Here is a 16223-nt window from a genome sequence, read left to right as displayed (position 1 = left end):
GCCTCCAGCATCGCCACCTGCGCATTGGCGCGGGCCAGTTCGGGCGGCGTGCCGCGGCCGGCGTCGATCAGCCGCTGGGTCACTCCGCGGCTGCGCTGCTGCAGCTGCAGGGAATGTTCGGCCACGTGCAGCTCGTGGTTGGCATGGCAGATCTCCACATAACTGCCGGCCACCTGGGCCACCAGCGAAACGCGCGCCAGGTCCATCGCCGCGGCCACGGCCTGCTCATCGGCCCGCGCGGCCTCGGAGGCGCGCTTGAGCTTGCCGAACAGGTCGAACTGGTAGGAGACGGCGAACTTGCCGTCGGCCAGGTTGATCGGCGGCAGTTCGTGTTCGAGCAGGAACGACTCGGCCGACAGCTGCGCACGGCTCACCCCGGCTTCGGCCTCGTACTCGAAGCCACCGGCGTCCAGCGCCTGCTCGTACACGGCGGCGGCGCGGCGCAGGTTGGCGTCGGCCACCTTCAGCTCAACGTTGTCGCGCAGCGCCTGCTCGACCAGCCCGTTGAGCGTGGCGTCCTGGTACAGCTCCCACCAGCGCGCCGGCAACTCGGCGCCGGGCGCCACCTGCGGGTTGGCGGTGTCGATGAAGGCGGCATTCGCGTCCGGGCGCTGGAAGGCCGCGCTGGCCGGCACCGCGTAGTCGGGACCGACCGTACGGCAGGCGGCCAGGCTGGTCAGCGCCAGCGCGAACGCCATGCGGTGCAGGGCCGGGCGCTTCACAGTGCCGCCCGGGCCGGTCGTGCCGGCGTCGCGGTGGCCGCATCCGGCTCGATGGTGACCGTGGCGGTGCGGCCGGCGATCAGGTTCACGCCGGTGGGCACGCGGTCGATGTGGATGCGCACCGGGATGCGCTGGGCCAGCCGCACCCAGTCGAAGGCCGGGGTCACGTTCGGCAGCAGGCTGGAGCCTTCGCTGCGGTAGCGGTCCTCGATGCCGGCGGCGATGCTCTGCACATGGCCCTGCAGCGGCTGCGCCTCGCCCATCAGGCGGATGTCGACCTTCTGGCCGGCGTGCACGCCGCGCAGGCGGGTTTCCTCGAAGTAGCCATCGACCCGGAACGAGCTGGTGTCCAGCACCGCCATCACCGGGCGGCCGGCGGTCACGTAGTCCCCGGTGCGCACGGTGCGGTCGTTGACGTGGCCGTTGCTGGGGCTGCGCACTTCGGTGCGGGCCAGGTTGAGCCGGGCCAGGTCCACCGCGGCCTGCGCGGTGGCGGCAGCGGCCTGCGCCGCCTGCAGTTTGGCGCGGCGCACTTCGGCGTCTTCGGCGGCGACCAGGTCGCGCAGGCTGCGATCGCGGGCGATCTCCCGGCGCAGCTGCTCCAGCGTCGCGCGGCGTTCGCCCAGCGTGGCCTGGGCCTGTTCCAGCGCGATCTGGTAGCGGGCGCGGTCCACCACGAACAGCACCTCGCCCTGCCTGACCGGCTGGTTGTCGGCCACCTTCACCGCTTCCACCAGTCCGGAGACGTCCGGCGCGACCTGGACCACGTCGGCGCTGACATGCGCGTCGCGGGTCCACGGCTCGTCCATGTAGTACGACCACAGGTGGCGCAGCACCAGCAGCGCGGCGATGACGGCGACCACGGTCAGGACGACCGGGAAGGTGTGCTTGAGGATCTTGTTCACGATTGCATCCAACGCATCAGGGAAAACAACCCGCCAAGCACGATCACGTACACGGCCAGGTTGAACAGGGCGGGGTGCCAGATGTGGCGGTAGGCGCTGGTGCGCTGCAGGACCACGCGCAGCCCGCTCTTGAGCAGGTACGCCAGCAGCATCAGCCCGAGCAGGGTCGGGACGAACACACCATAGAGACTGAATTCACCGTACATCGGGGCGGGGTTTCGCAGGGGAGGGCGGAAAGGGGTCATCCCGGCGCCGCAGGGCGGCACCGGGTCAGCAACGCGGCAGTGGCTTACGTCACCCGCTCGGACGCGTCGGCGAGCAGCTGCCACAGCTTCAGCACGGTGCGCAGCTCGTCGTTGCTCAACTGGCCGAACACGTCCTGGCGCAGGCCGATCAGCGCCGATTCGAGCTCGCTGACCAGGGCCTCACCCTTGTCGGTCAGCCACAGCAGGTTGGCGCGGCGGTCGCTGGCGTCGCATTCGCGGCGGACCAGGTCGCTGGCCGAGAGCTTGTCCAGCAGGCGCACCAGCGACGGGCCTTCCATGCCCAGCAGCTGGGCCAGTGCGACCTGGCGGATACCGCCGCCCGCGCGGCCGATCAGCAGCAGCGGCATGGTGCAGGCGGCTGAAATGCCATAGCTGCCCAGCGCCTGGTCGGCCAGGCGTTGCCACTGCCGGCCCGAATGGAGCAGGCCGGAGCTGAGCTGCATCTGCAGCTGGGTACGTTCGTCGAGGGCGCGTTTCATGGAATAGATAGGATACTACTAATTTCCTTCCTATCAATACCCAGGCACAACCCCAGCCCAACGGATCCCGCCGGCACGGCGGGCATGCCGGGTGGCGCGGGACGACCATGGGCTCTGTCGGGTACGATGCTCGCCCCCCTTCGGGTGCTGTATGTAATGAGCAAAAAAGACAACGACGCGACCCCGGTGACCCAGGCCGATGCCGAATCGGCAGTGCGCACGCTGCTGCGCTGGGCCGGTGAAGACCCCACCCGTGAAGGCCTGCTGGACACCCCGCGGCGCGTTGCCGAAGCCTATGGCGACTGGTTCAGCGGCTACCGCGACGACCCGCGCGCCTACATGGAACGCACCTTCGAGGAAGTGGCCGGCTATGACGAGCTGATCGTGCTGCGCGACATCGAGTACGAAAGCCATTGCGAACACCACATGGCGCCGATCATCGGTCGCGTCCACGTCGGCTACCTGCCGGCCGGCAAGGTGGTGGGCATCAGCAAGCTGGCCCGCGTGGTCGAGGCCTACGCCCGCCGCTTCCAGGTGCAGGAGAAGATGACCGCGCAGATCGCCCAGTGCATCCAGGACGTGCTGCAGCCGATCGGCGTGGGCGTGGTGGTGGAAGGCGCGCACGAGTGCATGACCACCCGTGGCATCCACAAGCGTGGGGTCAGCATGGTCACCTCCAAGATGCTCGGCAGCTTCCGCGAAGACGCGCGTACGCGCGCCGAGTTCCTGCGCTTCATCGAAGTAGGCGGCAAGCGCTGAACCTGCCGCATGCCCGGTGCGTCGGCACCGGGCCGACCGCCTTCCTGCTGCGCGGCGCACGGCCGCGCGGTGTACTTCCGGATGTCCTGGCTGCATGAAGCACCGCGAACGCATCACCCGTTACCGCACCCTGCGCGACCAGCCCCAGTGGAAGCTGCTGGCCGCCGCCAATGCACCGGAAATCATCGGCCTGCTGCAGAGCCTGCTGATGGACGGCGAGCGCACCCTGGCCTCTGCGGTCCTGCACGACCGCCTGCAGCGCGCGCTGGACCAGCTCAACGGCGAGGAACTCTCGCGCGAGCTGCCGCGCACCGCCCAGGCCTACATCGCCCACTGGCTGGCCCAGGGCTGGCTGGAGCGACGCCTGCCCGAGGGCGCCCAGCAGGAGCAGTACGAACTCTCCACCCAGGCGCTGCAGGCGATCCGCTTCGCCGACAGCCTGGAGCAGACCCGCGTCGCCGCCACCGAGAGCCGCCTGGCGCTGGTGATCGAACAGCTGTCGCAGCTGGCCGCGCAGACCGAATCGGACCCGGACGCCCGGCTGTCGGCGCTGCGCGACGAGCGCGACCGCATCGACGCCGAGATCGCGCGGGTCGGCACCGGCCGGGTCGTCGCCCTCGATGGCAAGCGCGCGCTGGAACGCGCGCGCCAGATCATCGGCCTGGCCGATGACCTCACCGAGGACTTCCGCCGGGTCCGTGACGACTTCGAGCGCCTCAACCGCGAATTCCGCGAACGCATCATCGACGACGAGAGCGAGCGCGGCGACGTGCTCTCGCGCCTGTTCGAAGGTGTCGACGTGATCGGCGACAGCGATGCCGGACGCAGCTTCCAGGCGTTCTGGCGGCTGCTCAACGACGCCGAACAGAGCGCCCAGCTCGACGCCGCGCTGGAAGCTGTGCTGGCACGGGGTTTCGCGCGCAAGCTGGACCGCAACGAGCGTGCCTTCCTGCGCGGCTTCACCGGCACCATGCTCGAACGCGGCGGCCAGGTCCACGACGTGCTGCAGCACTTCGCGCGCAGCCTGCGCGGCTTCGTGCAGAGCCGGGGCTACCTGGAGCAGCGTCGGCTGACCCAGCTGCTCAAACAGGCGCAGTCCGAAGCGCTGGCCCTGCGCGACGACTTCTCCGCCCAGCGCGCGATCGGCCGCGACCTGCAGCTCACCACCAGCCGCCTGCGCTCGTGGAGCCAGTGGAAGCTGCACGATCCGCGCAGCGCCCAGGTCGATGGCAGTGTGCAGCGCAACGACGCGGCCAGCATCAGCCTGGAAAGCGTCGGCGACCTGGTGGCGTCGTCGGAAATCGACTTCCGCAGCCTGCGCCGCGACCTGCACGAGCTGCTGGCGCTGCAGCCGAAACTGAGCATCGCCGAGGCCTTGTCGCAGCGCGAAGCGCCGCAGGGCCTGGGCAGCGTGATCGGCTACCTGTCGCTGGGCACCCGCCACGGCCAGGTGGTCGAGGGCGAACAGGAAACCGCGCATTGGCGTGGTGGCGATGGGCAATGGCGGCGGGCCCGCATTCCGCTGGTTTGGTTCACCCAGGAGAAACGCCATGAGCTGGCATGAAGATACCCACGACGCCGCACCGGTGGATGGCGCCGTCGACGAGCTGGACGCCGAGCCGGTGGTGGTGACCCCGCTGCCGCGCCGCAACAGCGACGTGTTCTACATGGGCGACACCGGCCGCCTGCCGCTGGATGCGCGCCGCGCGCTGTGCCAGCTGCTGATCGGGCCCAGCATCGACCAGCTGCGCCATGCCAAGCTGTGGCCGGCGCTGATCCGCAGCGAAACCGCGATCCGTTCGGCGCTGGCCGACCTGTTCCTGGAGCTGGTCCTGGACCGCGACAGCGGCGTGGCCTTCACCCGCCAGGCCGACACCGAAGACATCGAGGCACCGGTGCTGCTGCGCAGCTCGCCGTTGACCTTCATCGACTCGGTGCTGCTGCTGTACCTGCGCCAGCAGCTTGCCGAGGCCGATGCGCGCGGCAACCGCGCCGTGGTCGCCGACAACGAGATGGCCGAAGCCCTGGCGATCTATGAGAAGAACCTCTCCACCGACCGCGCCGGCTTCAACCGCCGCGTCGCCGCCGCGGTGCAGAAGATGAAGGAAAACCACATCCTGACCCGCCTGGCGGGCCAGGAGGACCGGCACGAAGTGTCGCCGGCCTTGAAGCTGCTGTTCTCCGCCGAGGATGTTTCGGCGCTGTCGGCGGTCTACCGCCAGCTGCGCGAAACCCCGGCTGCCAACGCCTGAACGGAACGACCGATACCGCATGGCCATTTCCAAGCAAACCCCCGCCCTGTTCACCGACGGGCTGCCGGACCCACGGTTGCAGCAGTTCCGCATGCGCCGCCTGCAGGTCCACAACTGGGGCACGTTCAACGGCCTGACCGAAGTGCCGATCGCCGAGCGCGGCTTCCTGTTCGTGGGCCGCTCGGGCTCGGGCAAGTCGACCCTGCTCGACGCCATGTCGGCCATGCTGGTGCCGCCGTCGATCGTCGACTTCAACGCCGCCGCGCGTGAAGCCGAACGCAGCGGGCGCGACCGCAACCTGGTGTCCTACGTGCGCGGCGCCTGGGCCGACCAGCAGGACCGGGGCACCGGCGAAATCGCCACCCAGTACCTGCGCAAGGGCGCCACCTGGACCGCCGTGGTGCTGGAGTACCGCGCCGGCGATGGACGTGTGGTGAGCCTGGTGCGGTTGTTCTGGATCGCCGGCAATGGCGCCGCTGCAGCCGACGTGCGCAAGCATTACCTGATCGCCGAGCGCCCGTTCGACATCGCCAGGGACCTGGGCGGCTTCGACCTGGACCTGCGCAGGCTCAAGCAGCGGCTCGCCGACGTCCACCACTTCGACAGCTTCACCGGCTATGCCGAACGCTTCCGCCACCTGCTCGGCATCGACAACGAGATGGCGCTGCGCCTGCTGCACAAGACGCAGTCGGCCAAGAACCTGGGCGACCTCAACGTCTTCCTGCGCGACTTCATGCTGGACACGCCGAAGACCTTCGACGCCGCCGAGCGCCTGGTCAGCGACTTCGCCGAACTCGACGGTGCGCATACCTCGGTGGTCACCGCCCGGCGCCAGGTGGAAACCCTGCTGCCGGCGCGTGCGCTGCACGCCGAACTGAAGGCGATGAACCTGCAGCGCGCCGACGAGGAAACGCTCAAGCTCGGACTGGACAGCTTCCGCGAATCGCGCCTGCAACGGCTGCTGGAAAAGCGCCTGCAGGACATCGACATCCAGCACCGTGGCCTGCAGGGTGAAGAGACCCAGCGCCGCCAGGCGCTGGCCAACCACGAAGAGCACCTGGCCGAACTGGAACTGCAGCGTCGGCAGCAGGGTGGCGAACGCATCGAAGAGCTGGAGCGCGAGCAGGGCCGCGCGCAGGCCGAACGCGACCGCCGCCAGGCCAAGCGCGACCAGGCTGGCCAGGCCGCCGCGAAGCTGCAGGAAACCGTGCCTGACGACGCCCACGGCTTCGCCCAGCTGATCAGCCGCGCCCAGCATGAACTGGACAACCGCCAGCAGGCCGCCGCCGCGCTGGATGACGCCATCACCGAGCGCCAGGCGGGCAAGCAGGACGATGCGCGCCGCTTCACCGAGGTCCGCGCCGAACTCGAGGCGATGGAGCGCACGCCCTCCAGCATCCCCGCGCCGCTGCAGAAGCTGCGCAGCCGGCTGGCCGAGGAGACCGGCGTGCCCGAAGCGGCGCTGCCGTTCGTCGGCGAGCTGGTCCAGGTCCGCCCGGAGGAGGGCGCCTGGCAGGGCGCGATCGAGCGCGTGCTGTTCGGCTTCGCGCAGTCGCTGCTGGTGGAAGACAGGCACTACGACGAGGTCAATGCATGGGTGAACCGCACCCAGCTCGGCATGCGCCTGACCTACTACCGCGTCCGTCGCAACGACGATGCCATGGCCCGCTCGCCGTCGGCGCGCTCGCTGCTGCACAAGCTGGAACTGCGCGACAGCGTGTTCGAACCGTGGCTGCGCCGCGAGCTGGGCAAGCGTTACGACTATGAGTGCGTGGACGCCCGGCAGCTGCGCGACGTCGATCGCGGCATCTCGCGCGAAGGCCAGGTCAAGCACCCCGGCGACCGTTTCGAGAAGGACGACCGCAACGCCATCGGCGACAAGCGCCGCTGGCTGCTCGGCTTCAACAACCAGGACAAGCTGGCGCTGTTCCGCCGCGAGGCGCAGGAACTGGCACAGCGCATCGCCGAGTGCGACCAGGACGTGGCCCGGCTGCGCGGCCAGCGCGACCTCGACAACGATCGTCGCCTGGCCTGCCACCAGCTGGTGAACTACGTCTGGGAAGAAGTGGATGTCGGCACCGCGAGCCAGCGCCTGCAGGACATCGCATCGGCGCTGCACCAGCTGAAGGAAGGCAACGCCGACCTGGCCCGCCTGGCCCAGCAGATCGACCACGCGCGTGGCGACATCGCGCAGTCGCGGCGCACCTATGAAGACACCCGGGTCGAACTGGCCCAGCTCTCGCGCGAGCGCGACAAGCTCGAGGCCCAGCGCCAGCGCAGCCGCGCGCTGGTACTGCCCGCGCTCGGCGCCACCCAGGAGGCCGGGCTGCAGAAGCGCCTGGACACCCTGGGCGGGCTCAGCCTGGAAACGCTGGAAGCGCACATGCGCGAGATCAGCAAGGGCATCAACGAAAGCCTGGCCGCCTCGCAGCAGGACGTGCACCGCGTCGAATCGCAGCTGGTGGCCTGCTTCCGTCGCTTCGCCCAGGCCTGGCCGGAAGAGTCGGGCGACTTCACCGCTTCGGTAGCCTCGGCCGACGATTACCTTGCGCGCCTGGAGCGCCTCGAGCGCGATGGCCTGCCGCAGCACGAGGAGCGGTTCTTCGACCTGCTGCAGAACCAGAGCAAGAACAACCTGCTGGCGCTGCAGCGGCACAGCGCCGAGGCCCGCAAGTCGATCGGCCAGCGCCTGGACGAGGTCAATGCCTCGCTGGAACAGGTGCCCTTCAACCGCGGCACCCTGTTGACCATCGAGCTCAGCGACCGGCGCCTGCCCGAAGTGCTGGAGTTCCACCTGCAGCTGCGCGACGTGCTCGCCCAGCACCAGACTGAAGAACGCCACGTCGCCGAAGCGCAGTTCGCGGTACTGCGCGAACTGGTCAAGCGCCTCGGTTCACAGGAAGGCGAGGACAAGCGCTGGCGCGAGAACGTGCTCGACGTGCGCCTGCATGTGGAGTTCATCGGCGTCGAACTGGACGCGGCCACCCGCCAGCAGGTCGAGATCTACCGCAGTGGCGCCGGCAAGTCCGGTGGCCAACGGCAGAAGCTGGCCACCACCTGCCTGGCCGCCGCGCTGCGCTACCAGCTGGGCGGCGCCGACAGCCAGCTGCCCAGCTATGCCGCCGTGGTGCTGGACGAAGCCTTCGACAAGGCCGACAACGAGTTCACCGCGCTGGCGATGAACATCTTCGAGAACTTCGGCTTCCAGATGGTGGTCGCCACCCCGCTGAAGTCGGTGATGACGCTGGAGCCGTTTATCGGCGGCGCCTGCTTCGTCGAAATCAGCGGCCGCCACGACTCCGGCGTGCTGTTGATCGAGTACGACGAAGAAGGCAAGCGACTCAAGTTGCCCGAGCGCACCCGCGCGGTGGCGGAGCAGGTCGAGGACTGACCTGCTCAGCCGGCGAACGTGTCTCAGCCCATCCGGGCGATCAGCACCACCACCAGGCCCACGAACAGCTTGCGGATGAACGGCGTGCCGCCGCGCAGCGCCAGCCGGGTGCCGACCACCGACCCGACGATGTTGGCGGTGGCCATGGGGATGGCGAACAGCCACAGGATGTTGCCGGTCGGCACGAAGAACGAGATCGCGGCCACGTTGGTGGCCAGGTTGACCACCTTCGAGGCGGCCGAGGCGCGCAGGAAATCCAGCCCGAAGAAGCGCACGAACAGGAAGATCAGGAAGCTGCCGGTGCCCGGCCCGAAGAAGCCGTCGTAGAAGCCGATCACCGCGCCGATCGCCAGCGCCGTGGCAAGCTCTTTACGGCCGATTTCGCGCGGCCGGTGCAGGGCGCCGAAATCCTTCTTCCACAGTGTGTAGCCCAGCATCGCCACCAGCAGCACCAGCACCAGTGGCCGTACCGCGTCCTTGGGCAGCAGGCTGACCGCCGTGGCCCCGGCGAACGAGAACACGAAGGCCGTGGCCGCCGCGAACAGCACCGGTCGCCACGGGAAGCGCACGTTGCGCGCGTAACGGAAGGCGGCCGCCGCGGTGCCGAACATCGAACTGAACTTGTTGGTGCCGAACAGCATCGCCGGCGCCTGCTGGGGCAACACGGTGAACAGTCCGGGCAACTGCACCAGCCCGCCGCCACCGACCGCAGCGTCGACCAGCCCGGCGATGAAGGCGATCGCCACCAACCACAGCAACTCAGGGGGAACCAGCTCGAACACGGCAGCGCATCACGGCGGAAAGCGCGCCAGCATACGCCTCGGGGCAACGCCGGGCCACGCCCTCCCGACCATCGCGCGAACCCGGTAGCGCCGACCGTGGGTCGGCTGCCCTCCGTTCCGGCGTCATAATGCCCCATGGCCATCCCCGACCCCTGCCCCTGCGGACACCCGCAGCCCTATGCCGCGTGTTGCGGCCGCTACCATGCCGGCGCCGCCGCGCCCGACGCCGAAGCCCTGATGCGCTCGCGTTACAGCGCCTACGCGTGCCTGCTGCCCGATTACCTGTTGGCTACCTGGCACCCGGATACCCGCCCCGAGGCCCTGTCGCTGGACGAGCCCGCCGGCCAACGTACGCGTTGGCTCGGACTGACCGTGCATGAGCACACGCAGTCGGATGCCGAGCATGCCCAGGTCCGCTTCACCGCGCGCTACCGGATCGGCGGCGGCAGTGCAGTGAAGATGCAGGAACACAGCCGCTTCGTGCGCCAGGACGGGCGCTGGTTCTATCTGGATGCGCTGCCCTGACAGCACGCAGCCACGCGGCCTCTGCCTATTCAACTTCGGTCGCGTAACACGATGTGCGCCGGGCCGTGACGTCGCGCTCACCCGCGCTCCGTGATCCTTCCTGCGATGAACGCCGTCGCTGCCCCGTCCCGAACCGCTGCCGCCGCTACCGCGCTGGCAGCCCGCTACGCCAAAGTGCGTGCCCGCAGCGTGGCGCTGGCCGCGCCGCTCAGTGCCGAAGATGCCATGGTGCAGAGCATGCCCGATGCCAGCCCCACCAAGTGGCACCTGGCGCACACCACCTGGTTCTTCGAGCGCTTCGTGCTGGCATCGCTGCCGGCATACGCGCCGTTCGACGCAGACTGGCATTACCTGTTCAACAGCTATTACCAGAGCATCGGCCCGGCGCATGCGCGGCCGCAACGGGGACTGCTGTCGCGCCCTTCGCTGGACGAGGTGCTGCAGTTCCGCAGCGTGGTCGACCAGCGCGTGATCGCCGCGCTGCAGGCCGACACCCTGGATGAGCAGGCGCGACGCCAGTTGCTGCTGGGGCTGCACCACGAACAGCAGCACCAGGAGCTGCTGCTCACCGACATCAAGCACGCGCTGTGGAGCAATCCGCTGCAACCGGCCTACCGCGACGATCTGGCCCACCCGGGCGGCAGCGCATCGCCGCTGACCTGGATCGCCCGTGCCGAGCAGATCATCGAGATCGGCGCGCCCGCCTGGCCCGCGCATCCCGATTTCGCCTATGACAACGAATCGCCGGTGCATCGCGTGCTGGTCCCGGCGCACGCGCTGGCCAGCCGCCCGGTCAGCAACGCCGAGTTCCGCCAGTTCGTCGAGGCCGGCGGCTACCGTGAACCGGGGCACTGGATGAGCGAGGGCTGGACCCTGTGCCAGCAGGAGCACTGGCAGCACCCGCTGTACTGGAACGAGGCGCTCCACCGCGAGTTCACGCTGGCCGGCTGGCGCCCGCTCGACCCGGATGCCCCGGTCTGCCACCTCAGCTACTTCGAGGCCGACGCCTATGCGCGCTGGGCCGGTGCGCGGCTTCCTACCGAATTCGAGTGGGAAGCGGCGGCCGCGGGTACGCCACTGGCGGGCAACTTTGCCGACAACGACGCCCTGCACCCGGCCGCGCCGCGCGAGGATGCCGCCCCCGGACACCCGTCGCAGCTGTTCGGCGATGTCTGGGAATGGACCAGCAGCGCCTACGGCGCCTATCCCGGCTTCCGCACGTTCGAGGGCAACCTCGGCGAATACAACGGCAAGTTCATGTGCGGCCAGTGGGTGCTGCGCGGTGGCAGCTGCGCCACCCCGGCTGACCACATCCGTCCCAGCTACCGTAATTTCTTCGCACCGTCGGCGCGCTGGCAGTTCGCCGGCCTGCGCCTGGCCAAGGATGCCGCATGAGTACCGTGAGTGATGCCCTGGATGCGTTGACCGACCTGCAGCCCGATCGCGCGCGGATCACCGCCGACATCCTGCATGGCCTGTCGCAGCATCCGCGCCAGTTGCCGTCCAAGTACTTCTACGATGCGCGTGGCTCGCAGCTGTTCGAACAGATCACCCGCCAGCCCGAGTACTACCCCACGCGCACCGAACTGCGCCTGTTGCAGCAGGTCTCGAGCGAGATCGCGCGCGCCGTCGGTGCGCGCCTGCACGTGGTCGAACTGGGCAGTGGCAGTGGCCGCAAGACCGAACTGCTGCTGCACGCGCTGCCCGATCCGGTCGCCTACACCCCGATCGAGATCTCGCGCGCGGCCCTGCTCGACAGCGTGGCCCGGCTCGCCGAAGCGTTGCCGGAGATCGAGATGCTGCCGGTCTGCGCCGACTTCACCCGCCCCGTCGAGCTGCCCGAGCCGCAGCGCGAGCCGGCGCGGCGGTTGCTGTTCTTCCCCGGCTCCACGCTGGGCAACTTCGCCCACGACGACGCGGTGGCGCTGCTGGATGCCATGCGCCAGACCATGGGCGGCAATGGCATGGCGTTGATCGGCATCGACCTGCACAAGGACCCGGCACTGATCGAGGCAGCCTACAACGATGCTGCCGGGGTCACCGCCGCGTTCACCCTCAACCTGCTGCAACGCCTCAACCGCGAAATCGGCAGTGATTTCGACCTCGATGGCTTCGAGCACCGGGCCCGTTACAGCGTGCCGCGCCTGCGCATCGAAACCGAACTGGTCAGCCGTCGCGCCCAGCAGGTCCACGTCGATGGACGCCGCTTTGATTTCGCCGAAGGTGAAGCCATGACCGTCGAGTACAGCCACAAGTACACCGAGGCGAGCTTCGCCGCGCTCATCGCCGAAGCCGGCCTGAAGGTGCGCATGCAGTGGGATGCGACCGATCCCGCATTCGGCCTGCGCCTGCTGCAACGGGCCTGAACCGCGCGGCTTGCCGCTATGATGCAGGTCCACTTGGCTGCAAGGATCACCGCCAATGAGGCCATTCACAGGCTGTCTGCTGGGCGCGCTCTGGCTGGCCAGCGCCCCGGTTGTCGCCGCGCCGCGGGATGACTTCGATCGCTGCCTGGCCACCCTGCAGCCGCAGGCGCTGAAACAGGGCGTCAGCGCGGCCGGGTTCACCCGGCTCACCGCTGGCCTCACCCCCGACCTGAGCGTGCTGCCGCTGCTGGATGCGCAGCCCGAGTTCACCACCCCGCTGTGGGATTACCTGGCCGCACTGGTCGACACCCAGCGGGTCGATGATGGTCGGGCACGCCTGCTGCAGCACCGTGACCTGCTGGCGACCGTCTCGGCCCAGTACGGCGTCGATCCGGCCACCATCGTGGCGGTATGGGGCGTGGAGAGCGATTACGGCCGCGTGTTCGGCAAGCGCCCGCTGCTGCAGTCGCTGGCCACCCTGTCCTGCAATGGCCGCCGCCAGCCGTTCTTCCGCGGCGAGCTGCTGGCACTGCTCAAGCTGCTGGATGCCGGCGATCTGAGCGCCGACGGCCTGACCGGTTCCTGGGCCGGCGCCTTCGGGCATACCCAGTTCATGCCCTCCACCTACGCGCGCATCGCCGTGGACGGCGACGGCGATGGCCGCCGCGACCTGGTCGCCAGCATCCCCGACGCGCTGGCGTCCACCGCCAACTACCTCAAGCAGGCCGGCTGGCGCACCGGCCAGCCGTGGGGGATCGAGGTAAAGATTCCCGCAGGCTTCAATGCCAGCCAGGCCGGCCGCACCAACCGCAAGCCGTTGTCGGCCTGGCGCGCGCAGGGCATCGTCCCGATCGCCGGCGGCGCGCTCGCCCCTGCCGGGCTGCCCGACGACGCCAATGCGGCGCTGCTGCTGCCTACCGGGGCCAACGGCCCGGCCTGGCTGGTGTTCCGCAACTACGACGCGATCTACGCCTACAACGCCGCCGAGAGCTATGCGCTGGCCATCGCCACCCTGGCCGACCGCCTGCGCGGTGGCCCCGGCATCGTGGCGGCCTGGCCCACCGACGACCCCGGCATCGGCCGCACCGAGCGGCGCGAGCTGCAGACCCTGCTGCTCGCACGCGGGCACGACATCGGCGCCGCCGACGGCATGGTCGGCACTGCCACCCGGCGCGCCATCCAGGTCGAACAGCAGGCGCTGGGCTGGCCCGACCCCGATGGCCGTGCCGGCCAACGCATCCTGACCGCGCTGCGCAGCGCGCCCCCTCTCCCCAAACCCACCACTGCCATGCCCGACAGCACCGTGTTCTCCCTGCCGCCCAACCATGCCCGACTCGTACAGTCGCCCGCCGCGCCCAGCGCCGCGTTGCCGAAGCTGGAGGGCCTGAGCATCGTCGACATCCAGGGCTTCCCGGCCTGGAAGGTGGAAACCCCACTGGCCACCGCCGCGATCTCGGTATTCGGCGGCCAGCTGTTGTCCTTCACTCCCAAGGGCGGCCAGGACGTGCTGTGGCTGTCGCCCACCGCGCAGGCGCTGCCCACCCCGATCCGCGGCGGCAGCCCGGTGTGCTGGCCGTACTTCGGCAAGCAGGGGCAGGGCAGTGACGTGCCGTCGCATGGCTTCGTACGCAACGTGCCGTGGACCCTGCAGAGCGCCCAGCGCGACGCCGACGGCAGCGTCGTGCTGACCCTGGCCCCGCCGGTGCTGGAGAACCTCGACCTGCGCCTGAGCATGCAGGTGCGCATCGGCCGCACGCTCGATCAGCGCCTGGTCACCGAAAACGTGGGCACGCAACCAGTGACCTTCACCCAGGCCCTGCACAACTATTTCCGGGTCAGTGACGCGATGCAGGTCAGCGTGTCCGGCCTGGACGGTCTGACCTATCTGGACAAGTTCGAGAACTACGCCACCCCGCGTACCCAGCAGGGCGACTGGTCGCTCAACGACCCGCGCGACCCCGGCCGCAGCGACCGCATCTACACGCAGGCGGGTGGCCGTTACCTGCTAAAGGACCCGGGGCTGAAGCGCAGCATCGAGATCACCACCCAGGGCAGCCGCTCGCTGGTCGCCTGGAATCCGGGTGAAGCCGGCGCCGCGAAGATGGCCGACGTCGGGGCGGGCTGGCGCAACTACGTCTGCCTGGAAGCGGCCAACGCCGGCCCGGACGTCATCACCCTGGCCCCCGGTGCACGCCACGTCCTCCAGCAGACCCTGGCAACCAAGCCCCTTTAGCCCACCGCGCCCGTAACGTAGCGCCGGGCTCTGCCCGGCTCCCCGTAGCCCGACATCACCCGCCACCCCGTGGCCGCAATGCCACCAGACAGATCCCGCCAGCCACCAGCCCCCAGAACGCCGACCCGATCCCGCCCAGCGACAGCCCCGAGGCGGTCACCAGGAAGGTGACCAGCGCCGCCTCGCGGTCGGCTTCCTCACGCATCGCCATCGCCAGGCTGCTGGCAATGGTGCCGAACAGCGCGATGCCGGCCACGCAGGCCACCAGTTCCTTCGGGAAGGCAGCGAACACCGCCGCCACCGTGGCACCGAACAGACCCACCACGATGTAGAAGGCACCAGCAGCCACCGCTGCGGTGTAGCGCCGGGCCGGATCCTCATGCGCCTCGCGCCCCATGCAGATGGCCGCGGTGATCGCGGCCAGGTTGAGCCCATAGGCACCAAAGGGCGCCAATACCGTATTGACCACGCCGATCCAGCCGATCACCGGGGAGATGGGGGTGTCGTACCCGGAGGCACGGATCACCGCTACGCCGGGAATGTTCTGCGAGGCCATGGTGACCACGAACAGGGGCAGGGCGATGCCGAACACCGCCGGCCATGACAGGGTGGGCCAGGTGAACACCGGCACGGCCAGTTCCAACCGCAGCTGTTCGGCATGCAGCAGGCCCTGCGCGGCGGCAACGCCCACGCCCACCAGCAGGGTGGCGATCACCGCGTAGCGCGGGAACAGCCGGCGCCCCACCAGCCAGGTGGCGAACATCGCCAGCGCCATGCCCAGCTGCGTACCCATCGAGACGAACACATCCAGCCCGAAGCGCAGCAGGACGCCGGCCAGCATGCCGGCGGCCAGCGCCATCGGCACACGGCGCATCAGCTTTGCGAAGACACCGGAGAAGCCGGCCAGCACGCCCAGCACCGCGGCCAGTACGAATGCGCCGATGGCATCGCTGTAGGCCACCGCGCCGGTCCCCACCACCAGCATCGCCGCGCCCGGGGTCGACCATGCCGTCACCACCGGCACGCGGTAGCGCAGCGACAGCCCGATACAGGTCACGCCCATGCCCAGGCCCAACGCCCACATCCAGGATGCGATCTGCGCCTGTGTCGCACCGACCGCCCGTGCCGCCTGGAACACGATCACCGCGGAACTGGCGAAGCCGACCAGCACGGTAATGAAGCCGGCGACCACGGAGGGCAATGAGAGATCGCGCAACAACGAACGCTTGGCAACCGCAGGCATGACGCATGCTTCCCTGACGACAAGAAGCTGCATTGTTGGCAGCCCTGCGCAGCACGCGCAACGCGCGGGCTGCGCATCGCCGTTGGCGCAGTGCCCACACACGGCAGGTACCGACCGTTGCTCGGTACGATTTGAAAAAAAGCGCTTGACGAATTTCGAGAAGTCTTTAGTATTCGCTCCCTCGCTGCGACGCGGTCTTCACCCCGGTGAACACCAAGCCAAAGCGGCGGCAACATCCTTCAAACGAAGGTGTTGACGGAAACGAAAAGCCTGACATAATAGGCGGCTCGCTTCGACGAA

The 16223-nt window shown here is 69.1% G+C and carries 14 protein-coding genes; 8 read left to right on the top strand and 6 right to left on the bottom strand.

The window, feature by feature from the left end; translation table 11 throughout:
* The 4 genes from RWO33_RS13805 to RWO33_RS13790 form a co-directional block, all read right to left on the bottom strand.
* A partial coding sequence (locus tag RWO33_RS13805) for a TolC family protein (RefSeq protein ID WP_314105575.1) occupies window positions 1–698 on the bottom strand: 698 nt, incomplete at its 3' end.
* Window positions 699–718: 20 nt separating this feature from the next.
* Entirely contained in the window at window positions 719–1627 is a 909-nt protein-coding gene (locus RWO33_RS13800) for an HlyD family secretion protein (RefSeq protein ID WP_314105573.1), read from the bottom strand.
* Window positions 1624–1833 (bottom strand): DUF1656 domain-containing protein, encoded by a 210-nt coding sequence (locus RWO33_RS13795; RefSeq protein ID WP_314105571.1) that lies wholly within the window; start codon window positions 1831–1833, stop codon window positions 1624–1626. The genes RWO33_RS13800 and RWO33_RS13795 overlap by 4 nt, the downstream gene beginning before the upstream one ends.
* 83 nt (window positions 1834–1916) lie before the next feature.
* Window positions 1917–2372: a MarR family transcriptional regulator gene (locus tag RWO33_RS13790; protein WP_145480407.1), complete on the bottom strand. Its 456-nt coding sequence runs from the start codon at window positions 2370–2372 to the stop codon at window positions 1917–1919.
* Between the two features lie 156 nt (window positions 2373–2528).
* Here RWO33_RS13790 and folE point away from each other — a divergent pair, with 156 nt between their 5' ends.
* The 4 genes from folE to RWO33_RS13770 all read left to right on the top strand — a co-directional run bounded on the left by folE (window position 2529) and on the right by RWO33_RS13770 (window position 8774).
* Complete coding sequence (folE, locus tag RWO33_RS13785) at window positions 2529–3131, top strand: GTP cyclohydrolase I FolE (protein ID WP_314105569.1); 603 nt, start codon at window positions 2529–2531, stop codon at window positions 3129–3131.
* Window positions 3132–3225: 94 nt separating this feature from the next.
* Entirely contained in the window at window positions 3226–4695 is a 1470-nt protein-coding gene (locus RWO33_RS13780; protein WP_145480402.1) for a DUF3375 domain-containing protein, read from the top strand.
* Window positions 4682–5383: a DUF4194 domain-containing protein gene (locus tag RWO33_RS13775; protein WP_314105566.1), complete on the top strand. Its 702-nt coding sequence runs from the start codon at window positions 4682–4684 to the stop codon at window positions 5381–5383. Before RWO33_RS13780 ends, RWO33_RS13775 begins: the two co-directional genes overlap by 14 nt.
* A gap of 19 nt (window positions 5384–5402) precedes the next feature.
* The gene (locus tag RWO33_RS13770; protein WP_314105564.1) at window positions 5403–8774 is read left to right on the top strand and encodes an SbcC/MukB-like Walker B domain-containing protein; all 3372 of its coding nucleotides are present in this window, start codon (window positions 5403–5405) and stop codon (window positions 8772–8774) included.
* Window positions 8775–8797: 23 nt separating this feature from the next.
* On the opposite strand, the gene RWO33_RS13765 is transcribed toward RWO33_RS13770, so the two are convergent.
* Window positions 8798–9556 carry a TSUP family transporter gene (locus tag RWO33_RS13765; protein WP_314105562.1) on the bottom strand — a complete coding sequence of 253 codons (759 nt, stop codon included), beginning with the start codon at window positions 9554–9556 and terminating at the stop codon, window positions 8798–8800.
* A 135-nt stretch (window positions 9557–9691) separates the two neighbouring features.
* On the opposite strand from RWO33_RS13765, the gene RWO33_RS13760 reads away from it, so the two are divergent.
* The 4 genes from RWO33_RS13760 (at window position 9692) to RWO33_RS13745 (ending at window position 14680) form a co-directional block, all read left to right on the top strand.
* Window positions 9692–10081 carry a YchJ family metal-binding protein gene (locus tag RWO33_RS13760; protein WP_314105560.1) on the top strand — a complete coding sequence of 130 codons (390 nt, stop codon included), beginning with the start codon at window positions 9692–9694 and terminating at the stop codon, window positions 10079–10081.
* 105 nt (window positions 10082–10186) lie between these two features.
* Entirely contained in the window at window positions 10187–11476 is a 1290-nt protein-coding gene (egtB, locus tag RWO33_RS13755; protein WP_314105558.1) for an ergothioneine biosynthesis protein EgtB, read from the top strand.
* The gene (gene egtD, locus RWO33_RS13750) at window positions 11473–12447 is read left to right on the top strand and encodes an L-histidine N(alpha)-methyltransferase (protein WP_145480390.1); all 975 of its coding nucleotides are present in this window, start codon (window positions 11473–11475) and stop codon (window positions 12445–12447) included. The genes egtB and egtD overlap by 4 nt, the downstream gene beginning before the upstream one ends.
* 55 nt (window positions 12448–12502) lie before the next feature.
* On the top strand, window positions 12503–14680 hold the full coding sequence (locus RWO33_RS13745; protein ID WP_314105555.1) for a lytic murein transglycosylase: 2178 nt from the start codon (window positions 12503–12505) through the stop codon (window positions 14678–14680).
* A gap of 55 nt (window positions 14681–14735) precedes the next feature.
* Here RWO33_RS13745 and RWO33_RS13740 read toward each other — a convergent pair whose 3' ends face one another.
* Complete coding sequence (locus RWO33_RS13740) at window positions 14736–15923, bottom strand: benzoate/H(+) symporter BenE family transporter (RefSeq protein WP_314105554.1); 1188 nt, start codon at window positions 15921–15923, stop codon at window positions 14736–14738.
* Window positions 15924–16223 lie beyond the last annotated feature (300 nt).

Source organism: uncultured Stenotrophomonas sp., from assembly GCF_963519925.1.
GTDB classification, from domain to species: domain Bacteria; phylum Pseudomonadota; class Gammaproteobacteria; order Xanthomonadales; family Xanthomonadaceae; genus Stenotrophomonas; species Stenotrophomonas maltophilia_AE.
The sequence above is the reverse complement of the archived record's forward strand: the minus strand, read 5'-3'. Positions and strand labels throughout refer to the sequence as shown.